The organism is Streptomyces sp. (assembly GCF_035645055.1).
Taxonomy (GTDB): Bacteria; Actinomycetota; Actinomycetes; order Streptomycetales; family Streptomycetaceae; genus Streptomyces.
In genome coordinates, this window is the sequence record NZ_DASQNH010000036.1 from 135,899 (window position 1) to 162,153 (window position 26,255).

The window sequence follows — 26,255 nt, forward strand, 5'->3', positions numbered from 1 at the left end:
CTACGATGGGCCAGCCGGCGGCCAGCAGGGGACGCCCGGCGACACCGACCCTCGGGAAGGCCATGCTGAACAAGTACGCGCGTGCATTTTTCACGCGTGTCCTCACACCGTTCGCCGCGTTTCTCATCCGCCGGGGCGTGAGCCCCGACACGGTCACGCTGATCGGGACCGCCGGTGTGATCGCGGGCGCGTTGGTCTTCTACCCCAGGGGCGAGTTCTTCTGGGGCACGGTCGTCATCACGCTGTTCGTCTTCTCCGACCTCGTCGACGGCAACATGGCCCGCCAGATGGGCCGCTCCAGCCGCTGGGGCGCCTTCCTGGACTCCACCCTGGACCGGGTCGCCGACGGCGCGATCTTCGGCGGCTTCGCCCTGTGGTACGCGGGCGGCGGGAACGACAACGTGCTGTGCGCGGTGTCGATCTTCTGCCTGGCCAGCGGGCAGGTGGTGTCGTACACCAAGGCGCGCGGTGAGTCGATCGGGCTGCCGGTGGCCGTCAACGGTCTGGTCGAGCGGGCCGAGCGGCTGGTGATCTCCCTGGTCGCGGCCGGACTCGCCGGTCTGCACACGTTCGGCGTGCCGGGCATCGACGTGCTCCTGCCGATCGCGCTCTGGCTGGTCGCGGTGGGCAGTCTCGTCACCCTGGTGCAGCGGGTCGTCACGGTCCGCAGGGAGTCCGCGGAGGCGGACGCCGCGGCCGCCCAGGGGGAGGAGAATGCCTCCCAGGGGCAGGACAACCCCTCCCACAACGCCTCCCACGGGAGCGAGGCGGCGACATGAGCGCCCAGGAGCGTCTGACGGACGCGCTGTACGGTCTCGGCTGGAGCACCGTGAAGAAGCTCCCCGAGCCGGTCGCCGTGCGGCTCGGCCGCACCATCGCCGACCTCGCCTGGAAGCGGCGCGGCAAGGGCGTGCTCCGGCTGGAGAGCAACTACGCGCGCGTGGTGCCCGACGCGACCCCCGAGCGGCTGGCGGAGCTGTCCCGCGCGGGCATGCGCTCGTACCTGCGCTACTGGATGGAGTCCTTCCGGCTCCCGGCCTGGAGCGCCGAACGCGTCAGCGCGGGCGTCGAGGTCAAGGACCTCCACCACCTCACCGACGGCCTCGCCGCCGGCAAGGGCGTCGTCCTCGCCCTGCCCCACCTGGCCAACTGGGACCTGGCGGGCGCCTGGGTCACCACCGAGCTGAAGATCCCCTTCACCACGGTCGCGGAACGCCTCAAGCCGGAGACGCTGTACGACCGCTTCGTCGCCTACCGCCAGGGCCTCGGCATGGAGGTGCTGCCGCACAACGGCGGCTCCGCGTTCGGCACCCTCGCCCGCCGGCTGCGCGACGGCGGCCTGGTCTGCCTGGTCGCCGACCGCGACCTGTCCGCGTCCGGCACCGAGGTCCGGTTCTTCGGCGACACCGCGCGGATGCCCGCGGGCCCCGCGCTGCTCGCCCAGCACACCGGCGCGCTGCTGCTGCCGGCCACGCTGTGGTACGACGACTCGCCCGTCATGCGGGGACGGGTGCATCCCCCGATCGAGGTACCGGAGACAGGCACCCGGGCCGAGAAGACGTCTGTCATGACACAGGCACTGGCAGACGCCTTCGCCCAGGGAATCGCCGACCACCCGGAGGACTGGCACATGCTGCAGCGCTTGTGGCTCTCGGACCTCGACCCCGCTCCCGACCCCGCGAAGGGCCGCTCGTGAGAATCGGCATCGTCTGCCCCTACTCCTGGGACGTGCCGGGCGGCGTCCAGTTCCACATCCGCGACCTCGCCGAGTACTTCATCCGGCTCGGCCACGAGGTGTCCGTCCTCGCTCCCGCCGACGACGACACCCCGTTGCCGCCGTACGTCGTCTCGGCCGGCCGCGCGGTGCCCGTGCCGTACAACGGCTCGGTGGCCCGGCTGAACTTCGGTTTCCTGTCGGCGGCCCGGGTGCGGCGGTGGCTGCACGACGGCGCGTTCGATGTGATCCACATCCACGAGCCGACCTCGCCGTCGCTGGGCCTGCTGGCCTGCTGGGCGGCGCAGGGTCCGATCGTGGCCACCTTCCACACGTCCAACCCGCGCTCGCGCGCGATGATCGCCGCGTACTCGATCCTCCAGGCGGCCCTGGAGAAGATCAGCGCGCGGATCGCGGTCAGCGAGTACGCGCGCCGCACCCTCGTGGAGCACCTCGGCGGCGACGCCGTGGTCATCCCCAACGGGGTCGACGTCGCCTTCTTCGCCGAGGCCGAGCCCAACCCGGACTGGCAGGGCGACACGATCGGCTTCATCGGGCGCATCGACGAGCCCCGCAAGGGCCTGCCCGTGCTGATGCGGGCGCTGCCCCGGATCCTCGCCGAGCGCCCGCGGACCCGGCTGCTGGTCGCCGGGCGCGGCGACGAGGAGGAGGCGGTCGCCTCCCTCCCCGCCGAACTGCGCTCGCGCGTGGAGTTCCTGGGCATGATCAGCGACGTGGACAAGGCGCGCCTCCTGCGCAGCGTCGACCTGTATGTGGCGCCCAACACCGGCGGCGAAAGCTTCGGCATCATCCTCGTCGAGGCGATGTCGGCGGGCGCGCCGGTGCTGGCCTCCGACCTCGACGCGTTCGCCCAGGTCCTCGACCAGGGGGCGGCGGGCGAGCTGTTCGCCAACGAGGACGCGGACGCGCTCGCCGAGGGGGCGCTGCGGCTGCTGGGCGATCCGGTGCGCCGTGCCGAGCTGAGCGCCCGGGGCAGCGCCCACGTCCGGCGCTTCGACTGGTCGACCGTCGGCGCGGACATCCTGTCGGTCTACGAGACGGTGACGGCGGGCGCGGCCGCGGTGGCGGCGGACGAGGCGACGGGCGGCGGACTCCGGGCGCGGTTCGGACTGGCGCGGAGCTGAGGCGTGAGGTTCAGGCGTAGGGCTGAGGCGCGGGGCTGAGGCGCGGGGCTTCTGTCGAGGGCGTGCGCGACGCAGCCCGCCGGGTCTGCGGACGAGGCCGGCCAGGCCGAAGCGGGGACGTGGGGGTGGCAGCCCCCAGCGACGCCGGCCGCTGTGAGCCACCCGGCCCTGGCCGAAGCGGCGCAGCGCCCCGGTAGCCTTGCCGCCCGTGACCGAAACCCTCATCTGGATCCTCGTGGCCCTCGTCGCGATCGGCCTCTATCTGAGCTGGACGGCCGGTCGGCTGGACCGGCTGCACGCCCGGATCGACGCCGCCCGTGCCGCGCTCGACGCCCAGCTGCTGCGCAGGGCTTCGGTGGCCCAGGAACTGGCGACGTCCGGCGTGCTCGACCCGGCCGCCTCGATCGTGCTCTACGAGGCCGCGCACGCCGCGCGGCAGGCCGAGGAGGACCACCGGGAGGTCGCCGAGAGCGAGCTGAGCCAGGCGCTGCGGGCCGTTTTCGCGGAGACGCAGCAGGTGGAGGTGGTCCGGGAGGCCCCCGGAGGCGAGGAGGCGGCTCACGAGCTGGCGGAGGCCGTACGCAGGGTGCCGATGGCCCGCCGGTTCCACAACGACGCGGTCGGCGCGGCCCGCAGGCTCCGTGAACACCGCAAGGTCCGCTGGTTCCGGCTCGCCGGCCACGCCCCCTTCCCCCTGGCCTTCGAAATGGACGACGAGCCCCCCACGGCCCTGACGGACCGGGCGGCCTGAGCGCGCGCACGGGACCGCGGCGGCGGGGACCGGCGTGGCCGGCCCGGAAGGGGCACCAGGTCCCGCCCCCACTGCCAGCCGAGGCAGCCCCAGCGCCTCCCGGCAGGGCCGCCTGTGGCGGCCACGGCCGCATGCCCGGTGCCTGTGGCGGCCACGGCCGCACGCTCCGGTGTCTGTGGCGGCCACGGCCCCATGCCCGGGGCACCCGCGGTGACCACGGCCGACCGACCCCAGGGCCACCGAGGCGGCCCCCAGCCCCTTCGCCGGAGCCGCAGGACGGCCGCGAGCCCGCCGCCCGGGCCGCTGAGCCCCAGCCAAGCCCGCAAACGAGCCACCACCCACAAAACGAGCCACCGCATCCTCATTGGCCCTTGCTGTGGACTGGGTTCCTCGCGTTTCCTCGATGGAGCAGTAACCCTCTTTCACCCAGTGAGGTCATACCCGTGTCCACCACGCTCCCCAACTCCGCCCAGACCCCCGAGACCGGCACCGCGCGCGTGAAGCGCGGCATGGCCGAGCAGCTCAAGGGTGGTGTGATCATGGACGTCGTCACGCCGGAGCAGGCGAAGATCGCCGAGGACGCGGGCGCCGTCGCCGTCATGGCCCTGGAGCGCGTCCCGGCCGACATCCGCAAGGACGGCGGTGTTGCCCGCATGTCCGACCCGGACATGATCGAGGGCATCATCAACGCCGTCTCGATCCCGGTGATGGCCAAGTCGCGTATCGGCCACTTCGTCGAGGCGCAGGTCCTCCAGTCCCTCGGCGTGGACTACATCGACGAGTCCGAGGTGCTGACCCCGGCCGACGAGGTCAACCACTCCGACAAGTGGGCGTTCACCGCCCCCTTCGTCTGCGGTGCCACCAACCTGGGCGAGGCCCTGCGCCGTATCGCCGAGGGGGCCGCGATGATCCGCTCCAAGGGCGAGGCGGGCACCGGCAACGTCGTCGAGGCCGTCCGCCACCTGCGCCAGATCAAGAACGAGATCGCCAAGCTGCGCGGCTTCGACAACAACGAGCTGTACGCCGCCGCCAAGGAGCTGCGCGCCCCGTACGAGCTGGTCAAGGAGGTCGCCGAGCTGGGCAAGCTCCCGGTGGTGCTGTTCTCCGCCGGTGGCGTGGCCACCCCGGCCGACGCCGCGCTGATGCGCCAGCTGGGCGCCGAGGGCGTCTTCGTCGGCTCCGGCATCTTCAAGTCGGGCGACCCCGCCAAGCGCGCCGCCGCCATCGTGAAGGCCACCACCTTCTACGACGACCCGAAGATCATCGCCGACGCGTCCCGCAACCTGGGCGAGGCCATGGTCGGCATCAACTGCGACACCCTCCCCGAGGCCGAGCGCTACGCCAACCGCGGCTGGTAATCACCCGAGCTGGTAATCCCGAGCTGGTCGTCAACCGAGCTGGTAGTCACCTGATGAGCAACGAAGCCCCTGTCATAGGCGTCCTGGCCCTCCAGGGCGACGTACGGGAGCACCTGATCGCCCTGGCCGCGGCGGACGCCGTGGCCAGGCCGGTCCGGCGCCCCGAGGAACTCGCCGAGGTCGACGGCCTCGTCCTGCCCGGCGGTGAATCCACCACCATCTCCAAGCTGGCCGTCCTCTTCGGAGTGATGGAGCCCCTCCGCGCGCGCGTGCGGGACGGCATGCCGGTCTACGGCACCTGCGCGGGCATGATCATGCTCGCCGACAAGATCCTCGACCCGCGCTCGGGCCAGGAGACGATCGGCGGCATCGACATGATCGTCCGCCGCAACGCCTTCGGGCGGCAGAACGAGTCCTTCGAGGCGGCCGTCGACCTCAAGGGCGTCGACGGCGATCCCGTGGAGGGCGTCTTCATCCGCGCCCCCTGGGTGGAGTCCGTCGGCGCGCGGACCGAGGTGCTCGCCGAGCACGACGGCCACATCGTGGCGGTCCGCCAGGGCAACGCGCTGGCCACGTCGTTCCACCCGGAACTGACCGGCGACCACCGCGTGCACTCCCTGTTCGTCGACATGGTGCGCGCGAACCGGGCGGCGGAGTCCTTGTAGGATCTCTGCCGTTCGTACGGAGATGGGTTACGCGAAGGAGACAGGCAGATGTCCGGCCACTCTAAATGGGCCACGACGAAGCACAAGAAGGCCGTGATCGATGCCAAGCGCGGCAAGCTCTTCGCGAAGCTGATCAAGAACATCGAGGTCGCGGCCCGGATGGGCGGCGCCGACCCGGACGGCAACCCGACGCTGTACGACGCCATCCAGAAGGCGAAGAAGTCGTCGGTTCCGAACAAGAACATCGACTCCGCGGTCAAGCGCGGCGCCGGCCTGGAGGCCGGTGGCGCCGACTACGAGACGATCATGTACGAGGGGTACGGCCCGAACGGTGTCGCGGTGCTCATCGAGTGCCTGACCGACAACCGCAACCGCGCCGCCTCCGAGGTCCGTGTCGCCATGACCCGCAACGGCGGCTCCATGGCCGACCCGGGCTCGGTGTCGTACCTGTTCAACCGCAAGGGCGTCATCATCGTCCCCAAGGGCGAGCTGACCGAGGACGACGTCCTCGCCGCCGTCCTGGACGCGGGCGCCGAGGAGGTCAACGACCTCGGCGAGAACTTCGAGGTGATCAGCGAGGCCACCGACCTGGTCGCGGTCCGCACCGCCCTCCAGGACGCCGGGATCGACTACGACTCCGCCGAGGCCAACTTCGTCCCGACCATGCAGGTCGAGCTGGACGAGGAGGGCGCCAAGAAGATCTTCAAGCTGATCGACGCGCTGGAGGACAGCGACGACGTGCAGAACGTCTTCGCCAACTTCGACGTCAGCGACGAGGTCATGGAGAAGGTCGACGCCTGACGCCGAGCCGGACAGCACAGCGAGCCGAACGGGCCGACGGGAGACACCCCGTCGGCCCGTCGCTTTGCGCGGCGTTGTCAGTGCCACCCGATAGCCTGCACAAACAGGCGAGCGAAGGAGGGGCGGGTGCGCGTACTGGGGGTGGACCCGGGACTGACCCGGTGCGGTGTCGGAGTGGTCGAGGGCGTGCCCGGCAGACCGCTGACCATGCTCGGCGTCGGTGTCGTGCGCACACCGGCCGACGCGGAGCTGGGGGACCGCCTCGTCGCCGTGGAGCGGGGCATCGAGCAGTGGCTCGACGAGCACCGCCCCGAGTTCGTGGCGGTGGAGCGCGTCTTCAGCCAGCACAACGTCCGCACCGTGATGGGCACCGCGCAGGCCAGCGCGGTCGCCATGCTGTGCGCCGCCCGCCGGGGCATCCCCGTCGCCCTGCACACACCGAGCGAGGTCAAGGCCGCGGTCACCGGCTCGGGCCGCGCGGACAAGGCCCAGGTCGGCGCCATGGTCACCCGTCTGCTGCGACTGGCCGCGCCGCCCAAGCCGGCCGACGCGGCCGACGCCCTCGCGCTCGCCATCTGCCACATCTGGCGCGCCCCCGCCCAGAACCGCCTCCAGCGGGCCGTCGCCCAGAACCGCCTGCAGCAGGCGGTCACCCAGCACGCAGCACACGCAACGAAAGGCCGTACGACATGATCGCCTTCGTCAGCGGCACGGTCGCCGCCCTCGCCCCGGACACCGCGGTGATCGAGGTCGGCGGTGTCGGCATGGCCGTCCAGTGCACGCCTAACACGCTCTCCACGCTCCGCCTCGGCCAGGCCGCGAAGCTCGCCACCTCCCTGGTCGTGCGAGAGGACTCCCTCACGCTGTACGGCTTCGCCGACGACGACGAGCGCCAGGTCTTCGAACTGCTCCAGACGGCGAGCGGCGTCGGCCCCCGTCTCGCCCAGGCCATGCTCGCCGTGCACACCCCCGACGCCCTGCGCCGCGCGGTCTCCACCGGCGACGAGAAGGCGCTCACCGCGGTCCCCGGCATCGGCAAGAAGGGTGCCCAGAAGCTGCTGCTGGAGCTGAGGGACCGCCTCGGCGAACCCCTCGGCGCCCCCGCCGTCGGCGCCCCGGTCTCCTCCGGCTGGCGCGACCAGCTGCACGCCGCGCTCATCGGCTTGGGCTACGCCACCCGCGAGGCCGACGAGGCCGTCGCCGCCGTGGCCCCGCAGGCCGAGGCCGCCGACGGCCCGCCCCAGGTCGGCCAGCTCCTGAAGGCCGCGCTGCAGACCCTGAACCGAGCCCGCTGACGCCCGCGCCGTCCGCGGCGCGGCGCCTTCCTGGCCCGATCAGGCCGGAAACCGCCCCCGCGAGCGGCTCTCTCATCCGCGTACGCCCCATCCGACCGCGACCCCCGAGGCACACTCCATGAACTGGGACGACACGACCGACACCTCCGCCGGCGAGCGGCTGGTGGGCCCTGTCGCCGACCGTGAGGACCAGGCCGTCGAGGCCGCCCTGCGCCCGAAGGACCTGGGCGAGTTCATCGGCCAGGAGAAGGTCCGCGAGCAGCTGGACCTGGTGCTGCGCGCCGCCCGCGCGCGCGGCGCGACCGCCGACCACGTCCTGCTCTCCGGCGCGCCCGGCCTCGGCAAGACCACCCTCTCGATGATCATCGCGGCCGAGATGGGCGCCCCCATCCGCATCACCTCCGGTCCCGCCATCCAGCACGCCGGCGACCTCGCGGCGATCCTCTCCTCCCTCCAGGAGGGCGAGGTGCTGTTCCTGGACGAGATCCACCGCATGTCCCGGCCCGCCGAGGAGATGCTGTACATGGCGATGGAGGACTTCCGCGTCGACGTCATCGTCGGCAAGGGCCCCGGCGCCACCGCCATCCCCCTGGAGCTCCCGCCCTTCACCCTGGTCGGCGCCACCACCCGGGCGGGCCTGCTGCCGCCCCCGCTGCGCGACCGCTTCGGCTTCACCGCGCACATGGAGTTCTACGAACCGGCCGAACTCCAGCGTGTCGTCCACCGGTCCGCCAGCCTGCTGGACGTCGAGATCGACGCCCACGGCGCGGCGGAGATCGCGGGGCGCTCCCGTGGCACGCCCCGTATCGCCAACCGCCTGCTGCGCCGGGTCCGGGACTACGCCCAGGTCAAGGCCGACGGCGTGATCACCCGGGAGATCGCCGCGGCGGCCCTCGCGGTCTACGAGGTCGACGCCCGCGGACTCGACCGCCTGGACCGCGCCGTCCTGGAGGCCCTGCTCAAGCTGTTCGGCGGGGGACCGGTGGGCCTGTCGACGCTCGCCGTCGCGGTGGGGGAGGAGCGCGAGACCGTCGAGGAGGTCGCCGAGCCCTTCCTGGTCCGGGAGGGCCTGCTGGCCCGCACCCCCCGCGGCCGGGTCGCCACCCCGGCCGCATGGACGCATCTCGGCCTCACCCCGCCCCGCTCGCAGGGCGGGGGAAACGGACAACAGGACCTGTTCGGGGCGTGACGGCGAGGGAATCGCCGGAGCAGGAACCCCGGTGCCATGCTGAGCGTTGTTCCCTGCGCGCGGACTCGCTTAGACTCCGCCGATGCCGCCTAAGTCGGCGGCGCACAAACCCCCAACCATCAGGCCGCTCACCATCGCGGTCGTGTGAAGGAAGTACCGACCCGTGAGTCTCGTGACCCTCCTCCCGTTCATCGTGCTCATCGGGGCCATGATCCTGATGACCCGGTCGGCCAAGAAGAAGCAGCAGCAGGCCATCGACATGCGGAACCAGATGCAGCCCGGTTCCGGCGTTCGCACCATCGGGGGCATGTACGCGACGGTCAAGGAGGTCAACGAGGACACGGTCCTCCTCGACGCCGGGCCGGGCGTCGAGCTGATCTTCGCCAAGAACTCGATCGGTGCCGTCCTCTCCGACGACGAGTACAACCGCATCGTCCACGGCATCGAGCACGACCTGAAGTCCGACGCGGACCTCGTCCCGGACGACGCCTCCGCCCTCACCGAGACCGACGGCGACTCCGACGCTGCCGCCGCCTCCGACGACAAGGCCGTCGACCTCGGCAAGAAGGACGTGGAGCCCTCCGACGACACCGCGCACGAGGCGCCGAAGAAGACCGACGGCGACACCGACGCGAAGTAGTGATGTCCCGGGGCGCGCGGGCGGGACTCGTTTGCCCCGGGACACGCGCATCCCGCGCGGGATCCCGAGACCATGTCATGGCCGCCCGCACGCCCACCCGGCGCGAGGCGGCCCGAGAGGGAGTACGAGAAGGTGGCAGCACCTAAAAGGGGCCGGAACGCGAGCGCCCAGAGCAAGCCGGGGCGCTCGCTGGCCCTGATCCTGATCGCCATCGTGGCGCTCACCGGGGGCATGTTCGCCTCCGGTCACACCACTCCGCGGCTCGGCATCGACCTGGCCGGCGGCACGAGCATCACGCTCCGCGCCGTCGCGGAGGACGGCAACGAGGCAGCGATCAACAAGACCAACATGGACACCGCGGTCTCCATCATGGAGCGGCGGGTCAACGGTCTTGGCGTGTCCGAGGCGGAAGTCCAGACGCAGGGCACGCACAACATCATCGTGAACATCCCCAAGGGCACGAACTCCAAGCAGGCCCGGGATCAGGTCGGCACCACCGCCAAGCTCTACTTCCGTCCGGTGCTGGCCACCGAGCCCTCCGGCGGTGCCGCCACCCCCTCGCCCAGCGGAACGCCGAGCGGCTCTCCCAGCCCCTCCGCCTCCGACAAGGCCACCGACAAGGCCACCGACAAGGCCACTGACAAGGCGAGCCCGTCCGCCTCCGCGAGCGGCACGCCCTCGGCCTCCGCCACCACCCAGGGCCGCGCGGTCACCGACGCCCTGAAGGCCGACCCCACCCCGTCCGGCAGCGCCTCCGGCTCCCCGTCGGCCAGCCCGTCCCCGTCCGCCGGCGCGAGCGGCGGCACGGGCTCCGCAACCGACGCGCAGGCCGCCTACGCCACGCTCGACTGCTCCAAGGAGAGCGCCCGCACCACGGCCGGCGAGGGCTCCAAGCCCGAGGACACCACGGTCGGCTGCGGCGAGATCCAGGGCGTCTGGTACAAGTACCTGCTCGGCCCGGCCGCCGTCGACGGCACCGACGTCAAGAAGGCCCAGGCCGTCTACGACACCCAGAGCGGCGCCGGCTGGAAGGTCCAGATGGACTTCACCTCCGGCGGCGACAAGAAGTTCGGCGACATCACCGCCAAGCTGGCGCAGAACCCCCAGCCGCAGAACCAGTTCGGCATCGTCCTGGACGGCGAGGTCGTCTCCAGCCCGTACGTCAACCAGGCCATCACCGGCGGCAACGCCGAGATCTCCGGCAGCTTCACCCAGCAGGAGGCCCAGGGCCTCGCCAACATGCTGTCGTACGGCGCCCTCCCGCTGACCTTCAAGGAGGACAGCGTCACCACCGTGACCGCGGCGCTCGGCGGCGAGCAGCTGGAGGCCGGTCTGATCGCGGGCGCCATCGGCCTCGCCCTCGTCGTGCTCTACCTGGTGCTCTACTACCGCGGCCTGTCGCTCATCGCGATCGCCTCGCTGCTGGTCTCCGCCGCCCTCACCTACGTGATCATGTCCCTGCTCGGCCCGGCCATCGGCTTCGCGCTGAACCTGCCGGCCGTCTGCGGTGCCATCGTCGCCATCGGTATCACGGCGGACTCGTTCATCGTCTACTTCGAACGGGTCCGGGACGAGATCCGCGAGGGCCGCACGCTGCGCCCCGCCGTCGAGCGGGCCTGGCCGCGCGCCCGGCGCACCATCCTGGTCTCCGACTTCGTGTCCTTCCTCGCCGCGGCGGTGCTCTTCGTCGTCACCGTCGGCAAGGTCCAGGGCTTCGCCTTCACGCTCGGCCTGACCACCGTCCTCGACGTCGTGGTCGTGTTCTTCTTCACCAAGCCGCTGCTGACGCTGCTCGCGCGCCGCAAGTTCTTCGCGGAGGGCCACCCCTGGTCCGGCCTCGACCCGAAGCGCCTGGGTGCCCGGCCGCCGCTGCGCCGCACCCGCCGTCCCGCCGCCGGCCCCGTCGAAACGAAGGAGGCCTGAGATGTCGAAGCTCGGCAACCTCGGCGCCCGACTGCACCGTGGCGAGGTCGGCTACGACTTCGTCAAGAACCGCAAGATCTGGTACGGCATCTCGATACTGATCACCATCACGGCCATCGTCGGCCTGGCGGTGCGCGGCCTGAACATGGGCATCGAGTTCCAGGGCGGCGCCGTCTTCACCACCGGCAAGACCTCCGTCTCGGTCTCCCAGGCCGAGGAGTACGCGGAAGAGGCTTCCGGCCACGACGCCATCGTCCAGAAGCTCGGCAACGGCGACGACGGCAGCCTCCGCATCCAGGTCGCCGGTATCGACACCGAGCGGGCCGACCAGATCAAGGACACGCTGGCCGAGGACATGAAGGTCGACCCCGAGTCGATCAACGCCGAGCTGGTCGGCCCCAGCTGGGGTGACCAGATCGCCAACAAGGCCTGGCAAGGTCTCGGTATCTTCCTGATCCTCGTGGTGATCTACCTGGCGATCGCCTTCGAGTGGCGCATGGCGGTGGCGGCGTTCGTCGCCCTGATCCACGACATCACCATCACCGTCGGGATCTACGCCCTCGTCGGCTTCGAGGTGACGCCGGGCACGGTGATCGGTCTGCTGACCATCCTCGGTTACTCGCTCTACGACACGGTCGTCGTCTTCGACAGCCTCAAGGAGCAGACGAGGGACATCTCCAAGCAGACCCGCTGGACCTACAGCGACATCGCCAACCGGTCGATCAACAGCACCCTGGTCCGCTCGGTCAACACCACGGTCGTCGCGTTGCTGCCGGTGGCGGGCCTGCTCTTCATCGGCGGCGGCGTCCTCGGCGCCGGCATGCTCAACGACATCTCACTGTCGCTGTTCGTCGGCCTCGCGGCCGGCGCGTACTCCTCGATCTTCATCGCCACGCCGCTCGTCGCGGACCTCAAGGAGCGCGAGCCGCAGATGAAGGCCCTGAAGAAGCGCGTCCTGGCCAAGCGGGCGCAGGGCGGCGACCAGGACGAGCCGCAGACCGGGCACAGCGACGACGAGGCGTACGACGACGTCGCGCCCGCGGTCGTCGGTCCCCGCGACCAGTCCGCGGCCCGCACCCGCGGCCGTGGCCGCCCCTCCGGGAAGCGCCGATGACCGACATCAAGGAGCTGCTGCTCAGCCGCATCCGCGATGTCGCGGACTACCCGGAGCCCGGGGTGATGTTCAAGGACATCACCCCGCTCCTCGCGGACCCGGCGGCGTTCACCGCGCTCACCGACGCGCTGGCCGAGGTCGTGGAGCGCACCGGCGCCACCAAGATCGTCGGCCTGGAGGCCCGCGGATTCATCCTCGGCGCCCCGGTCGCCGTCCGCGTGGGCGTCGGTTTCATCCCGGTCCGCAAGGCCGGCAAGCTCCCCGGGGCCACCCTGCGCCAGTCCTACGACCTGGAGTACGGCTCGGCGGAGATCGAGGTGCACGCCGAGGACCTGAGCGCACAGGACCGCGTCCTGGTCATCGACGACGTGCTGGCCACCGGCGGCACCGCCGAGGCCTCCCTCCAGCTGATCCGCCGCGCCGGTGCCCAGGTGGCGGGCGTCGCCGTGCTGATGGAGCTGGCGTTCCTCGACGGCCGCAGCCGGCTGGCACCGGCCCTCGACGGCGCCCCGCTGGAGGCGTTGCTCGTCGTCTGAGCAAGGGACGGACGGCCGTACGACACCGCTGAGGCGGGCCCGGAGGAATCCGGCGCCCGCCTCATGTGTTTGCCTGGTAGACCGCTTTCACATTGGCCTGAAGGCGATCCCGGAGCCCAGGATCGCTACCATGGGGTTTCCGGAGCCTGACCGGGGGACCCGGATCGCGCACGAGGAGCCCTCTTGCCAGACGAGGCCCAGCACCTGACCGCCGCCAAGCCCGAGCGCGGCTCGGAGCCCGCGGCCCAGCCCGCGCCCGCGAAGAACGACCCGCGCGGGGCGGCCCAGCACGGCGAGTCCGCGCCCGTCGCCAAGGGCTCGGAGCAGGCGCGCCCCGAGCCGTCCCCCGCTCCGGACTCCGCCAAGACGGGCGGATCCCCGTCCGCCGAGCGCCCCACGCCGCCGATCCGCCCGGCCACGTCGTCGCAGCCCGCCCGCTCCGGCTCCTCCAACCGTGTTCGTGCCCGCCTCGCCCGCCTCGGTGTGCAGCGCGCGAACCCGTACAACCCGGTCCTCGAGCCGCTGCTGCGGATAGTCCGGAGCAACGACCCCAAGATCGAGACGTCGACGCTCCGCCAGATCGAGCGCGCCTACCAGGTCGCCGAGCGCTGGCACCGCGGCCAGAAGCGCAAGAGCGGTGACCCGTACATCACGCACCCCCTCGCCGTCACCACCATCCTCGCCGAGCTGGGTATGGATCCGGCCACGTTGATGGCGGGCCTGCTGCACGACACCGTCGAGGACACCGAGTACGGCCTGGAGGACCTGCGCCGCGACTTCGGCGACGTGGTCGCCCTGCTCGTGGACGGCGTCACCAAGCTGGACAAGGTCAAGTTCGGCGAGGCCGCGCAGGCCGAGACCGTGCGCAAGATGGTCGTCGCCATGGCCAAGGACCCGCGCGTCCTGGTCATCAAGCTCGCCGACCGCCTGCACAACATGCGCACCATGCGCTACCTCAAGCGCGAGAAGCAGGAGAAGAAGGCGCGCGAGACCCTGGAGATCTACGCGCCGCTCGCCCACCGCCTGGGCATGAACACCATCAAGTGGGAGCTGGAGGACCTCGCCTTCGCGATCCTCTACCCCAAGATGTACGACGAGATCGTCCGCCTGGTCGCCGAGCGCGCCCCCAAGCGGGACGAGTATCTGGCCATAGTGACCGACGAGGTCCAGCAGGACCTGCGCTCCGCCCGGATCAAGGCGACGGTCACCGGCCGCCCGAAGCACTACTACAGCGTCTACCAGAAGATGATCGTCCGCGGCCGTGACTTCGCGGAGATCTACGACCTGGTGGGCATCCGCGTCCTCGTGGACACCGTCCGCGACTGCTACGCGGCCCTCGGCACCGTGCACGCGCGATGGAACCCGGTCCCCGGCCGGTTCAAGGACTACATCGCGATGCCCAAGTTCAACATGTACCAGTCGCTGCACACGACGGTCATCGGCCCCAACGGCAAGCCGGTCGAACTCCAGATCCGCACCTTCGACATGCACCGCCGCGCCGAGTACGGCATCGCCGCGCACTGGAAGTACAAGCAGGACGCGGTGGCCGGCGCGTCCAAGGTCCGCACCGACGTGCCTAAGGCGTCCGGCAAGGACAAGGACGCCATCAACGACATGGCGTGGCTGCGGCAGCTCCTCGACTGGCAGAAGGAGACCGAGGACCCCAGCGAGTTCCTGGAATCACTGCGCTTCGACCTCTCCCGCAACGAGGTCTTCGTCTTCACCCCCAAGGGCGACGTCATAGCGCTCCCCGCCGGTGCCACCCCGGTGGACTTCGCGTACGCCGTGCACACCGAGGTCGGCCACCGCACCATAGGAGCCCGGGTCAACGGCCGTCTCGTCCCGCTGGAGTCCACGCTGGACAACGGCGACCTGGTGGAGGTCTTCACCTCGAAGGCGGCCGGCGCGGGCCCGTCCCGCGACTGGCTCGGCTTCGTGAAGTCGCCGCGCGCCCGCAACAAGATCCGCGCCTGGTTCTCCAAGGAGCGCCGCGACGAGGCGATCGAGCAGGGCAAGGACGCCATCGTCCGCGCCATGCGCAAGCAGAACCTGCCGATCCAGCGCATCCTCACCGGCGACTCCCTGGTCACCCTCGCGCACGAGATGCGCTACCCGGACATCTCCGCGCTGTACGCGGCGATCGGGGAGGGGCACGTCTCCGCGCAGAACGTCGTGCAGAAACTCGTCCAGGCCTTCGGCGGCGAGGAGGCGGCCACCGAGGAGATCGACGAGAGCGTGCCGCCGTCGCGCGGCCGCAGTCGCAAACGCCGTACGAGCGCCGACCCGGGCGTGGTCGTCAAGGGCGTCGAGGATGTATGGGTCAAGCTGGCCCGCTGCTGTACGCCGGTCCCCGGCGACCCGATCATCGGCTTCGTCACCCGGGGCAGCGGCGTATCGGTTCACCGTAGCGACTGCGTGAACGTGGACTCGCTGTCCCGCGAGCCCGAGCGGATCCTCGACGTGGAGTGGGCGCCCACCCAGTCCTCCGTCTTCCTGGTCGCCATCCAGGTCGAGGCGCTGGACCGCTCCCGGCTGCTGTCCGACGTCACCCGCGTCCTGTCCGACCAGCACGTCAACATTCTCTCCGCGGCCGTCCAGACCTCCCGTGACCGCGTCGCCACCTCCCGCTTCACCTTCGAGATGGGCGACCCGAAGCATCTCGGCCACGTCCTGAAGGCGGTGCGGGGCGTCGAGGGCGTGTACGACGTGTACCGGGTGACGTCGGCGCGCAACCGGTCGTAGGCCGCACACGACGAGGGCGCCCGCACCTTCCCGGTGCGGGCGCCCTCGTCGGGTGCGGTTCCGTCTCAGCCGCCGAACTCCTGCAGACCCTTCAGCGCCTGGTCCAGCAGCGCCTGCCGGCCCTCCAGCTCCCGCTCCAGCTTCTCGGCCTTGGCGTTGTTGCCCTGGGCGCGCGCCTGCTCGATCTGGCCCTTGAGCTTGTCCACGGCGGCCTGGAGCTGGCCGGTCAGACCCTCGGCACGCGCGCGTGCCTCCGGGTTCGTCCGGCGCCACTCGGCTTCCTCGGCCTCCTGGATGGCCCGCTCGACCGCGTGCATCCGGCCTTCGACCTTGGGCCGGGAATCCCGCGGCACATGGCCGATGGCCTCCCAGCGCTCGTTGATCGAGCGGAACGCGGCCCGCGCCGCCTTCAGATCCGTGACCGGGAGGATCTTCTCGGCCTCCTCGGCCAGCTCCTCCTTCAGCTTCAGGTTCTCCGCCTGCTCGGCGTCACGCTCGGCGAAGACCGAGCTGCGGGCGGCGAAGAAGACGTCCTGGGCGCCGCGGAAGCGGTTCCACAGGTCGTCCTCGTGCTCGCGCTGGGCACGGCCCGCGGCCTTCCACTCCGCCATCAGCTCGCGGTAGCGGGCGGCGGTGGGGCCCCAGTCGGTCGAGTTCGACAGCGCCTCGGCCTCGGCGACCAGCCGCTCCTTGACCTTGCGGGCCTCCTCGCGCTGGGCGTCGAGCTGCGCGAAGTGCGCCTTGCGGCGCTTGGAGAACGCCGACCGGGCGTGCGAGAAGCGGTGCCACAGCTCGTCGTCCGACTTGCGGTCCAGCCGCGGCAGGCCCTTCCAGGTGTCCACCAGCGAACGCAGCCGCTCCCCGGCCGCCCGCCACTGGTCGGACTGTGCCAGTTGCTCGGCCTCCGCGACCAGCGCCTCCTTGGCGTGACGGGCCTCGTCGGACTGCTTGGCGCGCTGTGCCTTGCGCTCCTCGCGGCGCTTCTCGACGGTCTCCACCAGCTTGTCCAGCCGGGTCCGCAGGGCGTCGAGGTCACCCACGGCGTGGTGCGCGTCGACCTGCTCGCGCAGATGGTCGATGGCGGCCTGGGCGTCCTTGGCCGACAGATCGGTGGTCCGCACTCGCTTCTCGAGGAGGCCGATCTCGACAACCAGGCCCTCGTACTTGCGTTCGAAGTAGGCCAGCGCCTCGTCAGGGGAGCCGGCCTGCCAGGAGCCGACGACCTTCTCGCCGTCGGCCGTCCGCACGTACACGGTCCCCGTCTCGTCGACGCGGCCCCACGGGTCGCTGCTCACAGCGCCTCCTCCACATGATGCCTGCGGGGGGCCTCAGCTCCCCCGGGCATCGTCCACAGTTTCGTCACGGCCAACATAGGCGACCGGCGGGTTGCCTGTCCGCATCCCGCGCGACCGAAATTCGCAGCTGAGCGTCAGGATTTCGTGACTGTCGCCTTGTCGATCACGACCGTCGCGTTCGGAGCCCCGTCACCGGCGCCGGTGTTCTCGCCCGCGGCGGCGATCTTCTTCAGGACCGTCATGCCCGATGCCGACACCGTACCGAACGGTGTGTAGTTGGGCGGCAGCTGACTGTCCTGGTAGACCAGGAAGAACTGGCTGCCGTTGGTGTTCGGGCCGGAGTTGGCCATCGCCACCGTGCCCGCCGGATAGACGTTGCCCTTCAGGCTCTTGTCCTTCAGGTTCTCGTCCTTCAGCTGGTACCCCGGGCCGCCGCTGCCGCTGGCCGTGGGGTCGCCGCACTGCAGCACGTAGATCCCGTTGGTGGTCAGGCGGTGGCACTTGGTGTGGTCGAAGTAGCCCTTGCCGGCGAGGAAGTCGAACGAGTTCACCGTGTGCGGCGCCGCCGACGCCTTCAGCGCCACGTCGATGTCACCGCAGGTCGTCACCAGCTTCATCGTGTACTTCGCCGACGTGTCGATGGTCATCGCCGGCTCCTTCTTGAAGGACATCGACTCGGCCTCGCCCTTGGCCGGCTTGTCGCACGGGTCCGGCGGCGCGCTCGTGGCGCTCGGCGTGACGTCCGCGCCCGCGTTCTCCTTGCCGTCGTCCTTGAGAGCCCCGGTCGTGTACAGCGCGAGGCTGCCGACCAGGATGACGCCCAGTGCCGATGCGATCACCGCGTTGCGCGTGCGCGCCTTGCGCCGCGCGTCGGTGCGCCGCTGCTGCTGCCGCAAGAACTTCTCCCGGGCGAGCTGACGCCGCCGCTGTTCCTGGCTGACCACCGGGTTTACTCCTCATGCGTCTCGTACGTCGACGGGTACGCGTGCGTCTTCTGAGCCGACCGCCTGCGTGTGCCCCGTACCGTATATGGGTTCGCTGAGGAAACGGCAGCGCCGGTAGGCTCTGACGGAAGCTGTAGCCGCCCGTATCGACACAACGAAGGACGATCGTGCTCATTGCCGGGTTCCCCGCCGGGGCCTGGGGGACCAACTGTTACCTGGTCGCCCCCGCCGCCGGTGAGGAGTGCGTGATCATCGACCCGGGCCACCAGGCGGCCCCTGGAGTCGAAGAGGCGCTGAAGAAGCATCGGCTCAAGCCCGTCGCCGTCGTCCTCACCCACGGCCACATCGATCACGTGGCCTCGGTCGTCCCGGTGTGCGGCGCGCACGACGTACCGGCCTGGATCCACCCAGAGGACCGGTACATGATGAGCGATCCCGAGAAGGCCCTCGGCCGTTCCGTCGGAGCGCAGCTGATGGGGGAGCTGACCGTGGGGGAGCCGGACGACGTCAGGACGCTGGCCGACGGCGCGAAGCTGGAGCTGGCCGGCCTGGAGCTGACCGTCGCGCACGCGCCCGGCCATACCAAGGGGTCGGTGACCTTCGGCCTGCCCGAGGCGGCGGACATCCCGCCGATCCTCTTCTCGGGCGACCTGCTGTTCGCCGGCTCCATCGGACGCACCGACCTGCCCGGCGGTGACATGGCCGAGATGCTCGACTCGCTGGCCCGCGTGTGCCTGCCGCTCGACGACTCGACCGTGGTGCTGTCCGGCCACGGCCCCCAGACGACCATCGGCCAGGAGCGCGCCACCAACCCGTATCTGCGACAGGTGGCCGACGGCCAGGGAGCACCCGAGGCTCCCCGACGAGGAATGTGACGAGAGAGTTCCGTGAGCACCTTCAAGGCCCCCAAGGGCACGTACGACCTGATCCCGCCGGACTCCGCCAAGTACCTGGCGGTGCGCGAGGCGATCGCCGCGCCGCTGCGCAACTCCGGCTACGGCTACATCGAGACGCCCGGCTTCGAGAACGTCGAGCTGTTCGCGCGCGGTGTCGGCGAGTCCACGGACATCGTCACCAAGGAGATGTACGCCTTCGAGACCAAGGGCGGCGACAAGCTCGCGCTGCGCCCCGAGGGCACCGCGTCCGTGCTGCGCGCCGCCCTGGAGGCCAACCTGCACAAGTCCGGCAACCTCCCGGTCAAGCTCTGGTACTCCGGCTCGTACTACCGCTACGAGCGCCCCCAGAAGGGCCGCTACCGGCACTTCTCCCAGGTCGGTGCCGAGGCGATCGGAGCCGAGGACCCGGCGCTGGACGCCGAGCTGATCATCCTGGCCGACCAGGCGTACCGCTCGCTGGGCCTCAGGAACTTCCGCATCCTGCTGAACAGCCTGGGCGACAAGGAGTGCCGTCCGGTGTACCGGGCCGCGCTCCAGGACTTCCTGCGCGGCCTCGACCTCGACGAGGACACCCTGCGCCGCGCGGAGATCAATCCGCTGCGCGTCCTCGACGACAAGCGTGAGTCGGTCCAGAAGCAGCTGGCGGGCGCCCCCCTCCTGCGCGACTACCTGTGCGACGCCTGCAAGGCGTACCACGAGGAGGTCCGCGAGCTGATCACGGCCGCCGGTGTCGCCTTCGAGGACGACCCGAAGCTGGTCCGCGGCCTGGACTACTACACCCGGACCACCTTCGAGTTCGTGCACGACGGCCTGGGCTCCCAGTCCGCGGTGGGCGGCGGCGGCCGCTACGACGGCCTGTCCGAGATGATCGGCGGCCCCGCGCTGCCGTCCGTCGGCTGGGCCCTCGGCGTGGACCGCACGGTCCTCGCCCTGGAGGCGGAGGGCGTCGAACTGGAACTGCCCGCCGCCACCAGCGTGTTCGCGGTGCCGCTCGGCGAGGAGGCCCGGCGCGTGCTGTTCGCGAAGGTCACCGAGCTGCGCAAGGCCGGGATCGCGGCGGACTTCGCGTACGGCGGCAAGGGCCTCAAGGGGGCCATGAAGAACGCCAACCGCAGCGGCGCCCGCTACACGATCGTGGCCGGTGAGCGCGACCTCGCCGACGGCGTCGTCCAGCTCAAGGACATGGCGTCCGGCGAGCAGGAGGCGGTCGGCGTGAACGAGATCGTGGCCGAGCTGGAAGCCCGGCTGGGCTGACGAGGTGGCGTGCGGGAGCCGGGAGTCGATCAACGGCTCCCGGCTCCCGGCGCCCTCGTCGCGGTCGTCACCGTTGTCCGGATCCGAACGGTGGGCATCGCTCGGCCGTATGTCCTTATGCGCAGCGAACGGTGGACACACAGTCGCTTGCGGCACAATGTCCGGTGCCGGAAGCAGGTCCACCCTCCTCAAGTGACGGAATCGGCGTGATGAGCAAGACGACAGTCCAGGACGTCTCCACCGAGCCCGAGCCGCAGCCGGCGCGCGCCGCCGTCGAGCCGCGCACGGTGGGCGCCAGCCGGGCCTTCGCCCTGCTGCTGGTGATCACGGGCGCGGCGGGCCTGCTCGCCGCCTGGGTCATCACGATCGACAAGTTCAAGATCCTCGAAGGCAAGGTGAGCGGCGAGACGTTCACCCCGAGCTGCAGCCTGAACCCGATCGTCTCCTGCGGCAGCGTCATGGAGAGCGAGCAGGCGTCCGTCTTCGGATTCCCCAACCCGATGCTGGGCCTCGTCACGTACGGCATCGTGATCTGCGTCGGCATGAGCCTGCTGGCCCGCGCCCGCTTCCCGCGCTGGTACTGGCTCACCTTCAACGCCGGCACCCTCTTCGGCGTCGCGTTCTGCACCTGGCTGATGATCCAGTCGCTGTACGAGATCAACGCGCTGTGCCTGTGGTGCTCACTGGCCTGGGTCGCCACGATCGTCATGTTCTGGTACGTCACCTCGTTCAACGTCCGCAACGACTTCCTGCCCGCCCCCGCCGGCCTCAAGCGGTTCCTCGGCGAGTTCACCTGGGTGCTGCCGGTCACCCACGTCGGCATCATCGCCATGCTGATCCTGACCCGCTGGGGCAGCCAGCTCTGGGCCTGAGCCGGGTCCCGGGGCCCGGACCGGCGGGGATTGTCAGTGCGGTGATTTAGGGTTTCCAGCGTGGAGCCCGACCTGTTCACCGCAGCCGCAGAAGAACGCCAGGAGAAGGACCCGGCCGGCAGTCCCCTGGCCGTGCGGATGCGCCCGCGCACCCTCGACGAGGTGGTGGGCCAGCAGCACCTGCTGAAACCCGGCTCGCCCCTGCGCCGCCTGGTCGGCGAGGGCTCCGGCGGACCGGCCGGACCGTCCTCGGTGATCCTGTGGGGCCCGCCCGGCACCGGCAAGACGACCCTCGCGTACGTCGTCTCCAAGGCCACCAACAAGCGCTTCGTGGAGCTGTCCGCGATCACCGCGGGCGTCAAGGAGGTCCGCGCGGTCATCGACGGCGCCCGCCGCGCCACGGGCGGGTACGGCAAGGAGACCGTTCTCTTCCTCGACGAGATCCACCGCTTCAGCAAGGCCCAGCAGGACTCTCTGCTGCCGGCCGTCGAGAACCGCTGGGTGACGCTGATCGCCGCGACCACCGAGAACCCGTACTTCTCGGTGATCTCCCCGCTGCTCTCCCGCTCCCTGCTGCTCACCCTCGAACCCCTCACGGACGACGACATCCGCGGGCTGCTGCGGCGGGCGCTGGACGACGAGCGCGGCCTCAAAGGCGCCGTCGCCCTCCCCGAGGACACCGAGGACCATCTGCTGCGCATCGCCGGCGGTGACGCCCGTCGCGCGCTGACCGCCCTGGAGGCCGCCGCGGGTGCCGCGCTCGACAAGGGCGAGGCGGAGATCGCCCTGACGACGCTGGAGGAGACGGTCGACCGGGCGGCGGTGAAGTACGACCGCGACGGCGACCAGCACTACGACGTCGCGAGCGCCCTCATCAAGTCCATCCGCGGCTCCGACGTCGACGCCGCCCTGCACTACCTGGCCCGGATGATCGAGGCCGGTGAGGACCCCCGGTTCATCGCCCGTCGGCTGATGATCTCCGCCAGTGAGGACATCGGCCTGGCGGACCCCAACGCGCTGCCGATCGCGGTCGCCGCCGCCCAGGCCGTCGCCATGATCGGCTTCCCCGAGGCCGCCCTCACCCTCAGCCACGTCACCATCGCCCTCGCCCTGGCCCCCAAGTCCAACGCGGCCACGACCGCGATCGGCGCCGCCCTGGAGGACGTACGCAAGGGACTGGCCGGGCCGGTCCCCGCGCACCTGCGGGACTCGCACTACAAGGGCGCGTCCAAGCTCGGCCACGGGCAGGGGTACGTCTATCCGCACGACGTGCCCGAGGGCATCGCCGCCCAGCAGTACGCCCCGGACGCCCTGAAGGACCGGGAGTACTACACCCCGACCCGGCACGGCGCGGAGGCGCGGTACGCGGACGCGGTGGAGTGGACCAGGAAGCACCTCGGTCGCAGGCGGTCCTGAGCGCCCTGTAGACTTGCCGGAAGTGCTGCGTTCCGTGCAGTCAGAACGGAACAGTCAGCGGGAGCCCGGTCCTCCGGGGCCGGCTCCAGGAGCGTCGCGCACCGTCGAAGGTGTCGCGGGCAGCCCACCACCACCCCGGAGTCCGGGAGCGGTCGGTGGGCCACTCGCGTGCTGCACGTATGTGCCCAGATCAGGGGAGCGGCTGCCCGGCAGGTCCCATGGGACCCGGCGGGTTTCCCCGGCTGCGGATGCGACCTCCCAAAACTCTGACAAGCCGAAACAAGGAAATGAGAGACAGTGGCGAACCAGTCCCGCCCCAAGGTCAAGAAGTCGCGTGCCCTCGGCATCGCGCTGACCCCGAAGGCCGTCAAGTACTTCGAGGCCCGTCCCTACCCGCCGGGTGAGCACGGCCGTGGCCGCAAGCAGAACTCGGACTACAAGGTCCGTCTGCTGGAGAAGCAGCGTCTGCGCGCGCAGTACGACGTGTCCGAGCGCCAGCTCGTCCGCGCCTACGAGCGTGCCTCCAAGGTCCAGGGCAAGACCGGTGAGGCCCTGATCGTCGAGCTCGAGCGCCGTCTCGACGCGCTGGTCCTGCGTTCGGGCATCGCCCGCACGATCTACCAGGCCCGCCAGATGGTCGTCCACGGCCACATCGAGGTCAACGGCCAGAAGGTCGACAAGCCCTCGTTCCGCGTCCGTCCCGACGACGTCGTGATGGTCCGCGAGCGCAGCCGCGAGAAGCCGCTGTTCCAGGTCGCCCGCGAGGGTGGCTTCGCCCCCGACGGCGAGACCCCGCGCTACCTGCAGGTGAACCTCAAGGCCCTGGCGTTCCGCCTGGACCGCGAGCCGAACCGCAAGGAGATCCCGGTGATCTGCGACGAGCAGCTCGTCGTCGAGTACTACGCCCGTTGATCCGGGTGTAGCACCTCTCGCGTCAGCCCGTCGTCTCCCCGCCCTTGCGGGTGGGGGAGGCGGCGGGCTTTTGCATGTCCAGCGCCCCCTGCGTGCGCCGCGCCGCTCCGCGCGCCACCGGTACCCCGTCCAACGCCTGCCCCCGGCCCAGCGCCCGGGCCACCGCCTGCTCCTGGTCCAGCCGCTCCCCGGCCCGTGCGCAGGCCTCGTACCGCTCGTCGCCCAGCCCCTCCCGGGCCATCGCCTCGCACAGCTCGTGCGGCCCGTTGTAGTGCGCCGACCCGAACAGCGGCAGCCCCACCGACGGCCACATGCGGGAGGCCGCGCCCTGGAGCACCGCGGCCTCCGCGACATCGCCCTCCGTCGCCGTGACCAGCGCCAGCAGCTCGATCGACAGCACCGAGCCGAGCAGGTCGCGGAAACCGTGCGCACCGCGGAGGCAGTCCGTGAGCAGCGCGCGGGCCCGGCCCGGGTCGCCCTCGCTCCAGGCCGCGTACGCCAGGACGTACAGCGCGTACCCGCGTGCCCACCGCTCGCCGTGGTCCTCGCACACCCGCCGCACGTCCTCGCACAGCCGTACCGCGTCCGGCAGATCGCCCTGGAAGGCGCGGATCATCGCCAGCTCCACCTGACCCATCAGGACGTTGCTGTTGAGTTCGCCGATCTCCTGGTAGCGGCGCAGCGCGGAGCGCAGCAGGGTCTCCGCGCGGTCGATGTCGCCGGTGACCAGCGCCAGACACCCGGTGCGGTGCTCCGCGTACGCCAGCGCGGTGGCGCTCGCCGAGCGTTCCGCCCCTTCCCGGCACTCCTGGAGCGCGGCCAGGGCCGCCACCGCGTCGCCCTGAAGGATGGCCACATAGCCGAGCACCCACAGCGCCTTCAGCCGGGGCTGGTCGTGCGCGGAGTCCAGCGCCAGCGCGCGCTCCAGCCAGTGCCGGCCCTCCGCCAGCCGGCCGCAGCCGACCCAGCAGAACCACAGGGAACCCGCGAGGTACTGCCCCAGATGCGCCTCGTCCGGCTCGGTCAGGCAGTACTCCAGGGCACTGCGCAGATTCGGCAGCTCCGCGTCCACCCGCGCCGCCACCTCGGACTGGCGCGGCGAGAACCAGTCCAGCTCGCACCAGGTGGCCAGGCCCGTGTACCAGTCCCGGTGCCGCCGCCGCAGCCGGTCCTCGTCGCCGGTCGCCGCCAGCCAGTCGGCGCCGTACGCGCGGACCGTGTCCAGCATCCGGTAGCGCACACCCGCCCCGGTCGGCTCCCGTCCGACCACCGACTGCGCGATCAGCTCGGACAGCACGTCGAGCACGTCGTCGGCGCGCAGGCCGTGCCCGCCGCACACGTACTCGGCGGCCTCCAGGTCGAACGGCCCGGTGAACACCGACAGCCGGGACCACAGCAGCCGCTCCTGCGGAGTGCACAGCTCATGACTCCAGCCGATCGCGGTGCGCAGCGTCTCATGACGGGGCAGCCCTTCCCGCCCGCCGCCGGTCAGCAGCCGGAACCGGTCGTCGAGCCGGTCGAGGAGCTGCTCCGGCGTCAGGGCCCGCAGCCGTCCCGCGGCCAGCTCGATCGCCAGCGGGATGCCGTCCAGGCGCCGGCACAGCTCCCGCACGGTCCGCTCGTCGTCCGGCGCCACGTCCTGCCGCCCCGCCCGGTCCGCGAACAGCAGGGCCGCCTCCTCCGCGTCGAGCGGCGCGAGCGGGAACAGCCGCTCCCCGGTCACCCCGAGCGGCCGACGTCCCACGGCGAGCACCCGCAGCCCCGGCGCGCCGCGCAGCAGCTCGACCACCAGGTGGGCGCAGGCCTCCACCAAGTGCTCGAACCCGTCGAGGAGCAGCAGCACTTCACGGCCGGCGAGATGGCCGAGCAGCGTCTCACGGGGCAGCCGGGCGGTGTGGTCGGTCAGCCCCAGGGCCTCCACGACGACGTGGTCGACGAACTCCGGGTCGCGCACCGGGGCCAGTTCCACCCGCCAGACGCCGTCGCGGGGCGCGGCACCCGCGGCGGCGCGTGCCGCCAGCCGCGACTTGCCCACGCCGCCGACCCCGGTCACGGTCACGAGCCGCGAGGTGTCGAGCGCCGCCGCCAGGGCACTGAGTTCGGGGGTTCGCCCGACGAACCCGTCGAGTTCCGCAGGGAGGTTGCCGGTCAGGGAGGTGTCGCCGCGCTGATGGTCCCGCATGGAATACGGAGCGTACTGAATCGTATTCAGTCCGTACAATCGCCGGACGCAACTCCGCTGCGCGCACGCCCTAATCCGGTACGGAACGCCGGCCCCGGCGCGATAGGCTCGGTCGCACGACTTACTCGATGTTCAGGCGTTTTCAGGGAGCGGGTGCACAAGGTGTCCGGTGGAGAGGTGGCCGGGATCCTGGTGGCTGTCTTCTGGGCGATCCTGGTCTCCTTCCTCGCGGTGGCTCTCGCGAGGCTGGCCCAGACGCTCAAGGCGACCACCAAGCTCGTGGCGGACGTGACGGATCAGGCCGTCCCGCTGCTGGCCGACGCCTCCGCGGCGGTACGCTCCGCGCAGACCCAGATCGACCGGGTCGACGCGATCGCCTCCGACGTCCAGGAGGTCACGTCGAACGCGTCGGCGCTCTCGACCACCGTCGCCTCCACCTTCGGCGGCCCGCTGGTCAAGGTCGCGGCGTTCGGCTACGGCGTGCGCCGCGCGCTGAGCGGCCGCAAGGACGACGTGCCCGAGCGGGCACCCCGGCGTACCGTGATCGTGGGCCGCACCGTCCCGGCCTCGCGGCGGGCGAAGCGGAACCTCCGCCGAGAGAAGGACTGAAC

The 26,255-nt window shown here is 71.1% G+C and carries 24 protein-coding genes; 21 read left to right on the forward strand and 3 right to left on the reverse strand.

The features are described from left to right. The first annotated feature begins 5 nt into the window (after positions 1 to 5). From pgsA to VE614_RS13100, 15 genes are all read left to right on the forward strand, one after another. Complete coding sequence (gene pgsA, locus VE614_RS13030) at positions 6 to 779, forward strand: phosphatidylinositol phosphate synthase (RefSeq protein WP_324936046.1); 774 nt, start codon at positions 6 to 8, stop codon at positions 777 to 779. Further along, on the forward strand, positions 776 to 1,696 hold the full coding sequence (locus VE614_RS13035; RefSeq protein WP_324935972.1) for a phosphatidylinositol mannoside acyltransferase: 921 nt from the start codon (positions 776 to 778) through the stop codon (positions 1,694 to 1,696). Before pgsA ends, VE614_RS13035 begins: the two co-directional genes overlap by 4 nt. After that, positions 1,693 to 2,859, forward strand: coding sequence for a glycosyltransferase family 4 protein (locus VE614_RS13040; protein ID WP_324935974.1), 1,167 nt, complete (start codon positions 1,693 to 1,695; stop codon positions 2,857 to 2,859). Before VE614_RS13035 ends, VE614_RS13040 begins: the two co-directional genes overlap by 4 nt. A gap of 208 nt (positions 2,860 to 3,067) precedes the next feature. Further along, positions 3,068 to 3,610, forward strand: a complete 543-nt coding sequence (locus tag VE614_RS13045; protein WP_324935976.1) for a hypothetical protein — start codon at positions 3,068 to 3,070, stop codon at positions 3,608 to 3,610. Between the two features lie 443 nt (positions 3,611 to 4,053). Then, a complete protein-coding gene (gene pdxS / locus VE614_RS13050) occupies positions 4,054 to 4,968 on the forward strand; it encodes a pyridoxal 5'-phosphate synthase lyase subunit PdxS (RefSeq protein WP_324935978.1) in 915 nt (304 codons plus the stop codon). Positions 4,969 to 5,021: 53 nt separating this feature from the next. Further along, positions 5,022 to 5,633, forward strand: coding sequence for a pyridoxal 5'-phosphate synthase glutaminase subunit PdxT (pdxT, locus tag VE614_RS13055; protein WP_324935980.1), 612 nt, complete (start codon positions 5,022 to 5,024; stop codon positions 5,631 to 5,633). Positions 5,634 to 5,681: 48 nt separating this feature from the next. Then, positions 5,682 to 6,434, forward strand: a complete 753-nt coding sequence (locus tag VE614_RS13060) for a YebC/PmpR family DNA-binding transcriptional regulator (RefSeq protein WP_043499024.1) — start codon at positions 5,682 to 5,684, stop codon at positions 6,432 to 6,434. Positions 6,435 to 6,560: 126 nt separating this feature from the next. Continuing rightward, a complete protein-coding gene (gene ruvC / locus VE614_RS13065; protein WP_324935983.1) occupies positions 6,561 to 7,127 on the forward strand; it encodes a crossover junction endodeoxyribonuclease RuvC in 567 nt (188 codons plus the stop codon). Beyond that, the gene (ruvA, locus tag VE614_RS13070) at positions 7,124 to 7,729 is read left to right on the forward strand and encodes a Holliday junction branch migration protein RuvA (RefSeq protein WP_324935985.1); all 606 of its coding nucleotides are present in this window, start codon (positions 7,124 to 7,126) and stop codon (positions 7,727 to 7,729) included. Before ruvC ends, ruvA begins: the two co-directional genes overlap by 4 nt. Before the next feature lie 118 nt (positions 7,730 to 7,847). Then, complete coding sequence (gene ruvB / locus VE614_RS13075; RefSeq protein ID WP_324935987.1) at positions 7,848 to 8,918, forward strand: Holliday junction branch migration DNA helicase RuvB; 1,071 nt, start codon at positions 7,848 to 7,850, stop codon at positions 8,916 to 8,918. Positions 8,919 to 9,081: 163 nt separating this feature from the next. Then, positions 9,082 to 9,558, forward strand: coding sequence for a preprotein translocase subunit YajC (gene yajC / locus VE614_RS13080; protein ID WP_324935989.1), 477 nt, complete (start codon positions 9,082 to 9,084; stop codon positions 9,556 to 9,558). Between the two features lie 132 nt (positions 9,559 to 9,690). Further along, entirely contained in the window at positions 9,691 to 11,481 is a 1,791-nt protein-coding gene (gene secD / locus VE614_RS13085; RefSeq protein WP_324935991.1) for a protein translocase subunit SecD, read from the forward strand. 1 nt (position 11,482) lies between these two features. Beyond that, complete coding sequence (secF, locus tag VE614_RS13090; protein ID WP_324935993.1) at positions 11,483 to 12,595, forward strand: protein translocase subunit SecF; 1,113 nt, start codon at positions 11,483 to 11,485, stop codon at positions 12,593 to 12,595. Beyond that, positions 12,592 to 13,131: an adenine phosphoribosyltransferase gene (locus VE614_RS13095; protein WP_324935994.1), complete on the forward strand. Its 540-nt coding sequence runs from the start codon at positions 12,592 to 12,594 to the stop codon at positions 13,129 to 13,131. Before secF ends, VE614_RS13095 begins: the two co-directional genes overlap by 4 nt. 183 nt (positions 13,132 to 13,314) lie before the next feature. Then, entirely contained in the window at positions 13,315 to 15,873 is a 2,559-nt protein-coding gene (locus tag VE614_RS13100) for a RelA/SpoT family protein (protein ID WP_324935996.1), read from the forward strand. 65 nt (positions 15,874 to 15,938) lie between these two features. Here the strand turns inward: VE614_RS13100 and VE614_RS13105 are convergent, their stop codons facing one another. Both VE614_RS13105 and VE614_RS13110 read right to left on the reverse strand, forming a co-directional pair. Next, on the reverse strand, positions 15,939 to 17,168 hold the full coding sequence (locus tag VE614_RS13105) for a DUF349 domain-containing protein (protein ID WP_324935998.1): 1,230 nt from the start codon (positions 17,166 to 17,168) through the stop codon (positions 15,939 to 15,941). 134 nt (positions 17,169 to 17,302) lie between these two features. Beyond that, positions 17,303 to 18,112 (reverse strand): peptidylprolyl isomerase, encoded by an 810-nt coding sequence (locus VE614_RS13110; protein WP_324936000.1) that lies wholly within the window; start codon positions 18,110 to 18,112, stop codon positions 17,303 to 17,305. A 167-nt stretch (positions 18,113 to 18,279) separates the two neighbouring features. On the opposite strand from VE614_RS13110, the gene VE614_RS13115 reads away from it, so the two are divergent. From VE614_RS13115 to rpsD, 5 genes are all read left to right on the forward strand, one after another. Further along, positions 18,280 to 18,987, forward strand: a complete 708-nt coding sequence (locus VE614_RS13115) for an MBL fold metallo-hydrolase (protein WP_324936002.1) — start codon at positions 18,280 to 18,282, stop codon at positions 18,985 to 18,987. Positions 18,988 to 18,999: 12 nt separating this feature from the next. After that, on the forward strand, positions 19,000 to 20,262 hold the full coding sequence (gene hisS, locus VE614_RS13120; RefSeq protein ID WP_324936004.1) for a histidine--tRNA ligase: 1,263 nt from the start codon (positions 19,000 to 19,002) through the stop codon (positions 20,260 to 20,262). A gap of 209 nt (positions 20,263 to 20,471) precedes the next feature. Next, positions 20,472 to 21,134, forward strand: coding sequence for a vitamin K epoxide reductase family protein (locus VE614_RS13125; RefSeq protein ID WP_324936006.1), 663 nt, complete (start codon positions 20,472 to 20,474; stop codon positions 21,132 to 21,134). Positions 21,135 to 21,194: 60 nt separating this feature from the next. Continuing rightward, a complete protein-coding gene (locus VE614_RS13130) occupies positions 21,195 to 22,550 on the forward strand; it encodes a replication-associated recombination protein A (protein ID WP_324936008.1) in 1,356 nt (451 codons plus the stop codon). Positions 22,551 to 22,847: 297 nt separating this feature from the next. Continuing rightward, positions 22,848 to 23,462 (forward strand): 30S ribosomal protein S4, encoded by a 615-nt coding sequence (gene rpsD, locus VE614_RS13135; RefSeq protein WP_043498994.1) that lies wholly within the window; start codon positions 22,848 to 22,850, stop codon positions 23,460 to 23,462. 22 nt (positions 23,463 to 23,484) lie between these two features. Here the strand turns inward: rpsD and VE614_RS13140 are convergent, their stop codons facing one another. Continuing rightward, positions 23,485 to 25,644 (reverse strand): AAA family ATPase, encoded by a 2,160-nt coding sequence (locus VE614_RS13140; RefSeq protein ID WP_324936011.1) that lies wholly within the window; start codon positions 25,642 to 25,644, stop codon positions 23,485 to 23,487. A gap of 162 nt (positions 25,645 to 25,806) precedes the next feature. On the opposite strand from VE614_RS13140, the gene VE614_RS13145 reads away from it, so the two are divergent. Beyond that, positions 25,807 to 26,253: a DUF948 domain-containing protein gene (locus VE614_RS13145; RefSeq protein ID WP_324936013.1), complete on the forward strand. Its 447-nt coding sequence runs from the start codon at positions 25,807 to 25,809 to the stop codon at positions 26,251 to 26,253. Positions 26,254 to 26,255 lie beyond the last annotated feature (2 nt).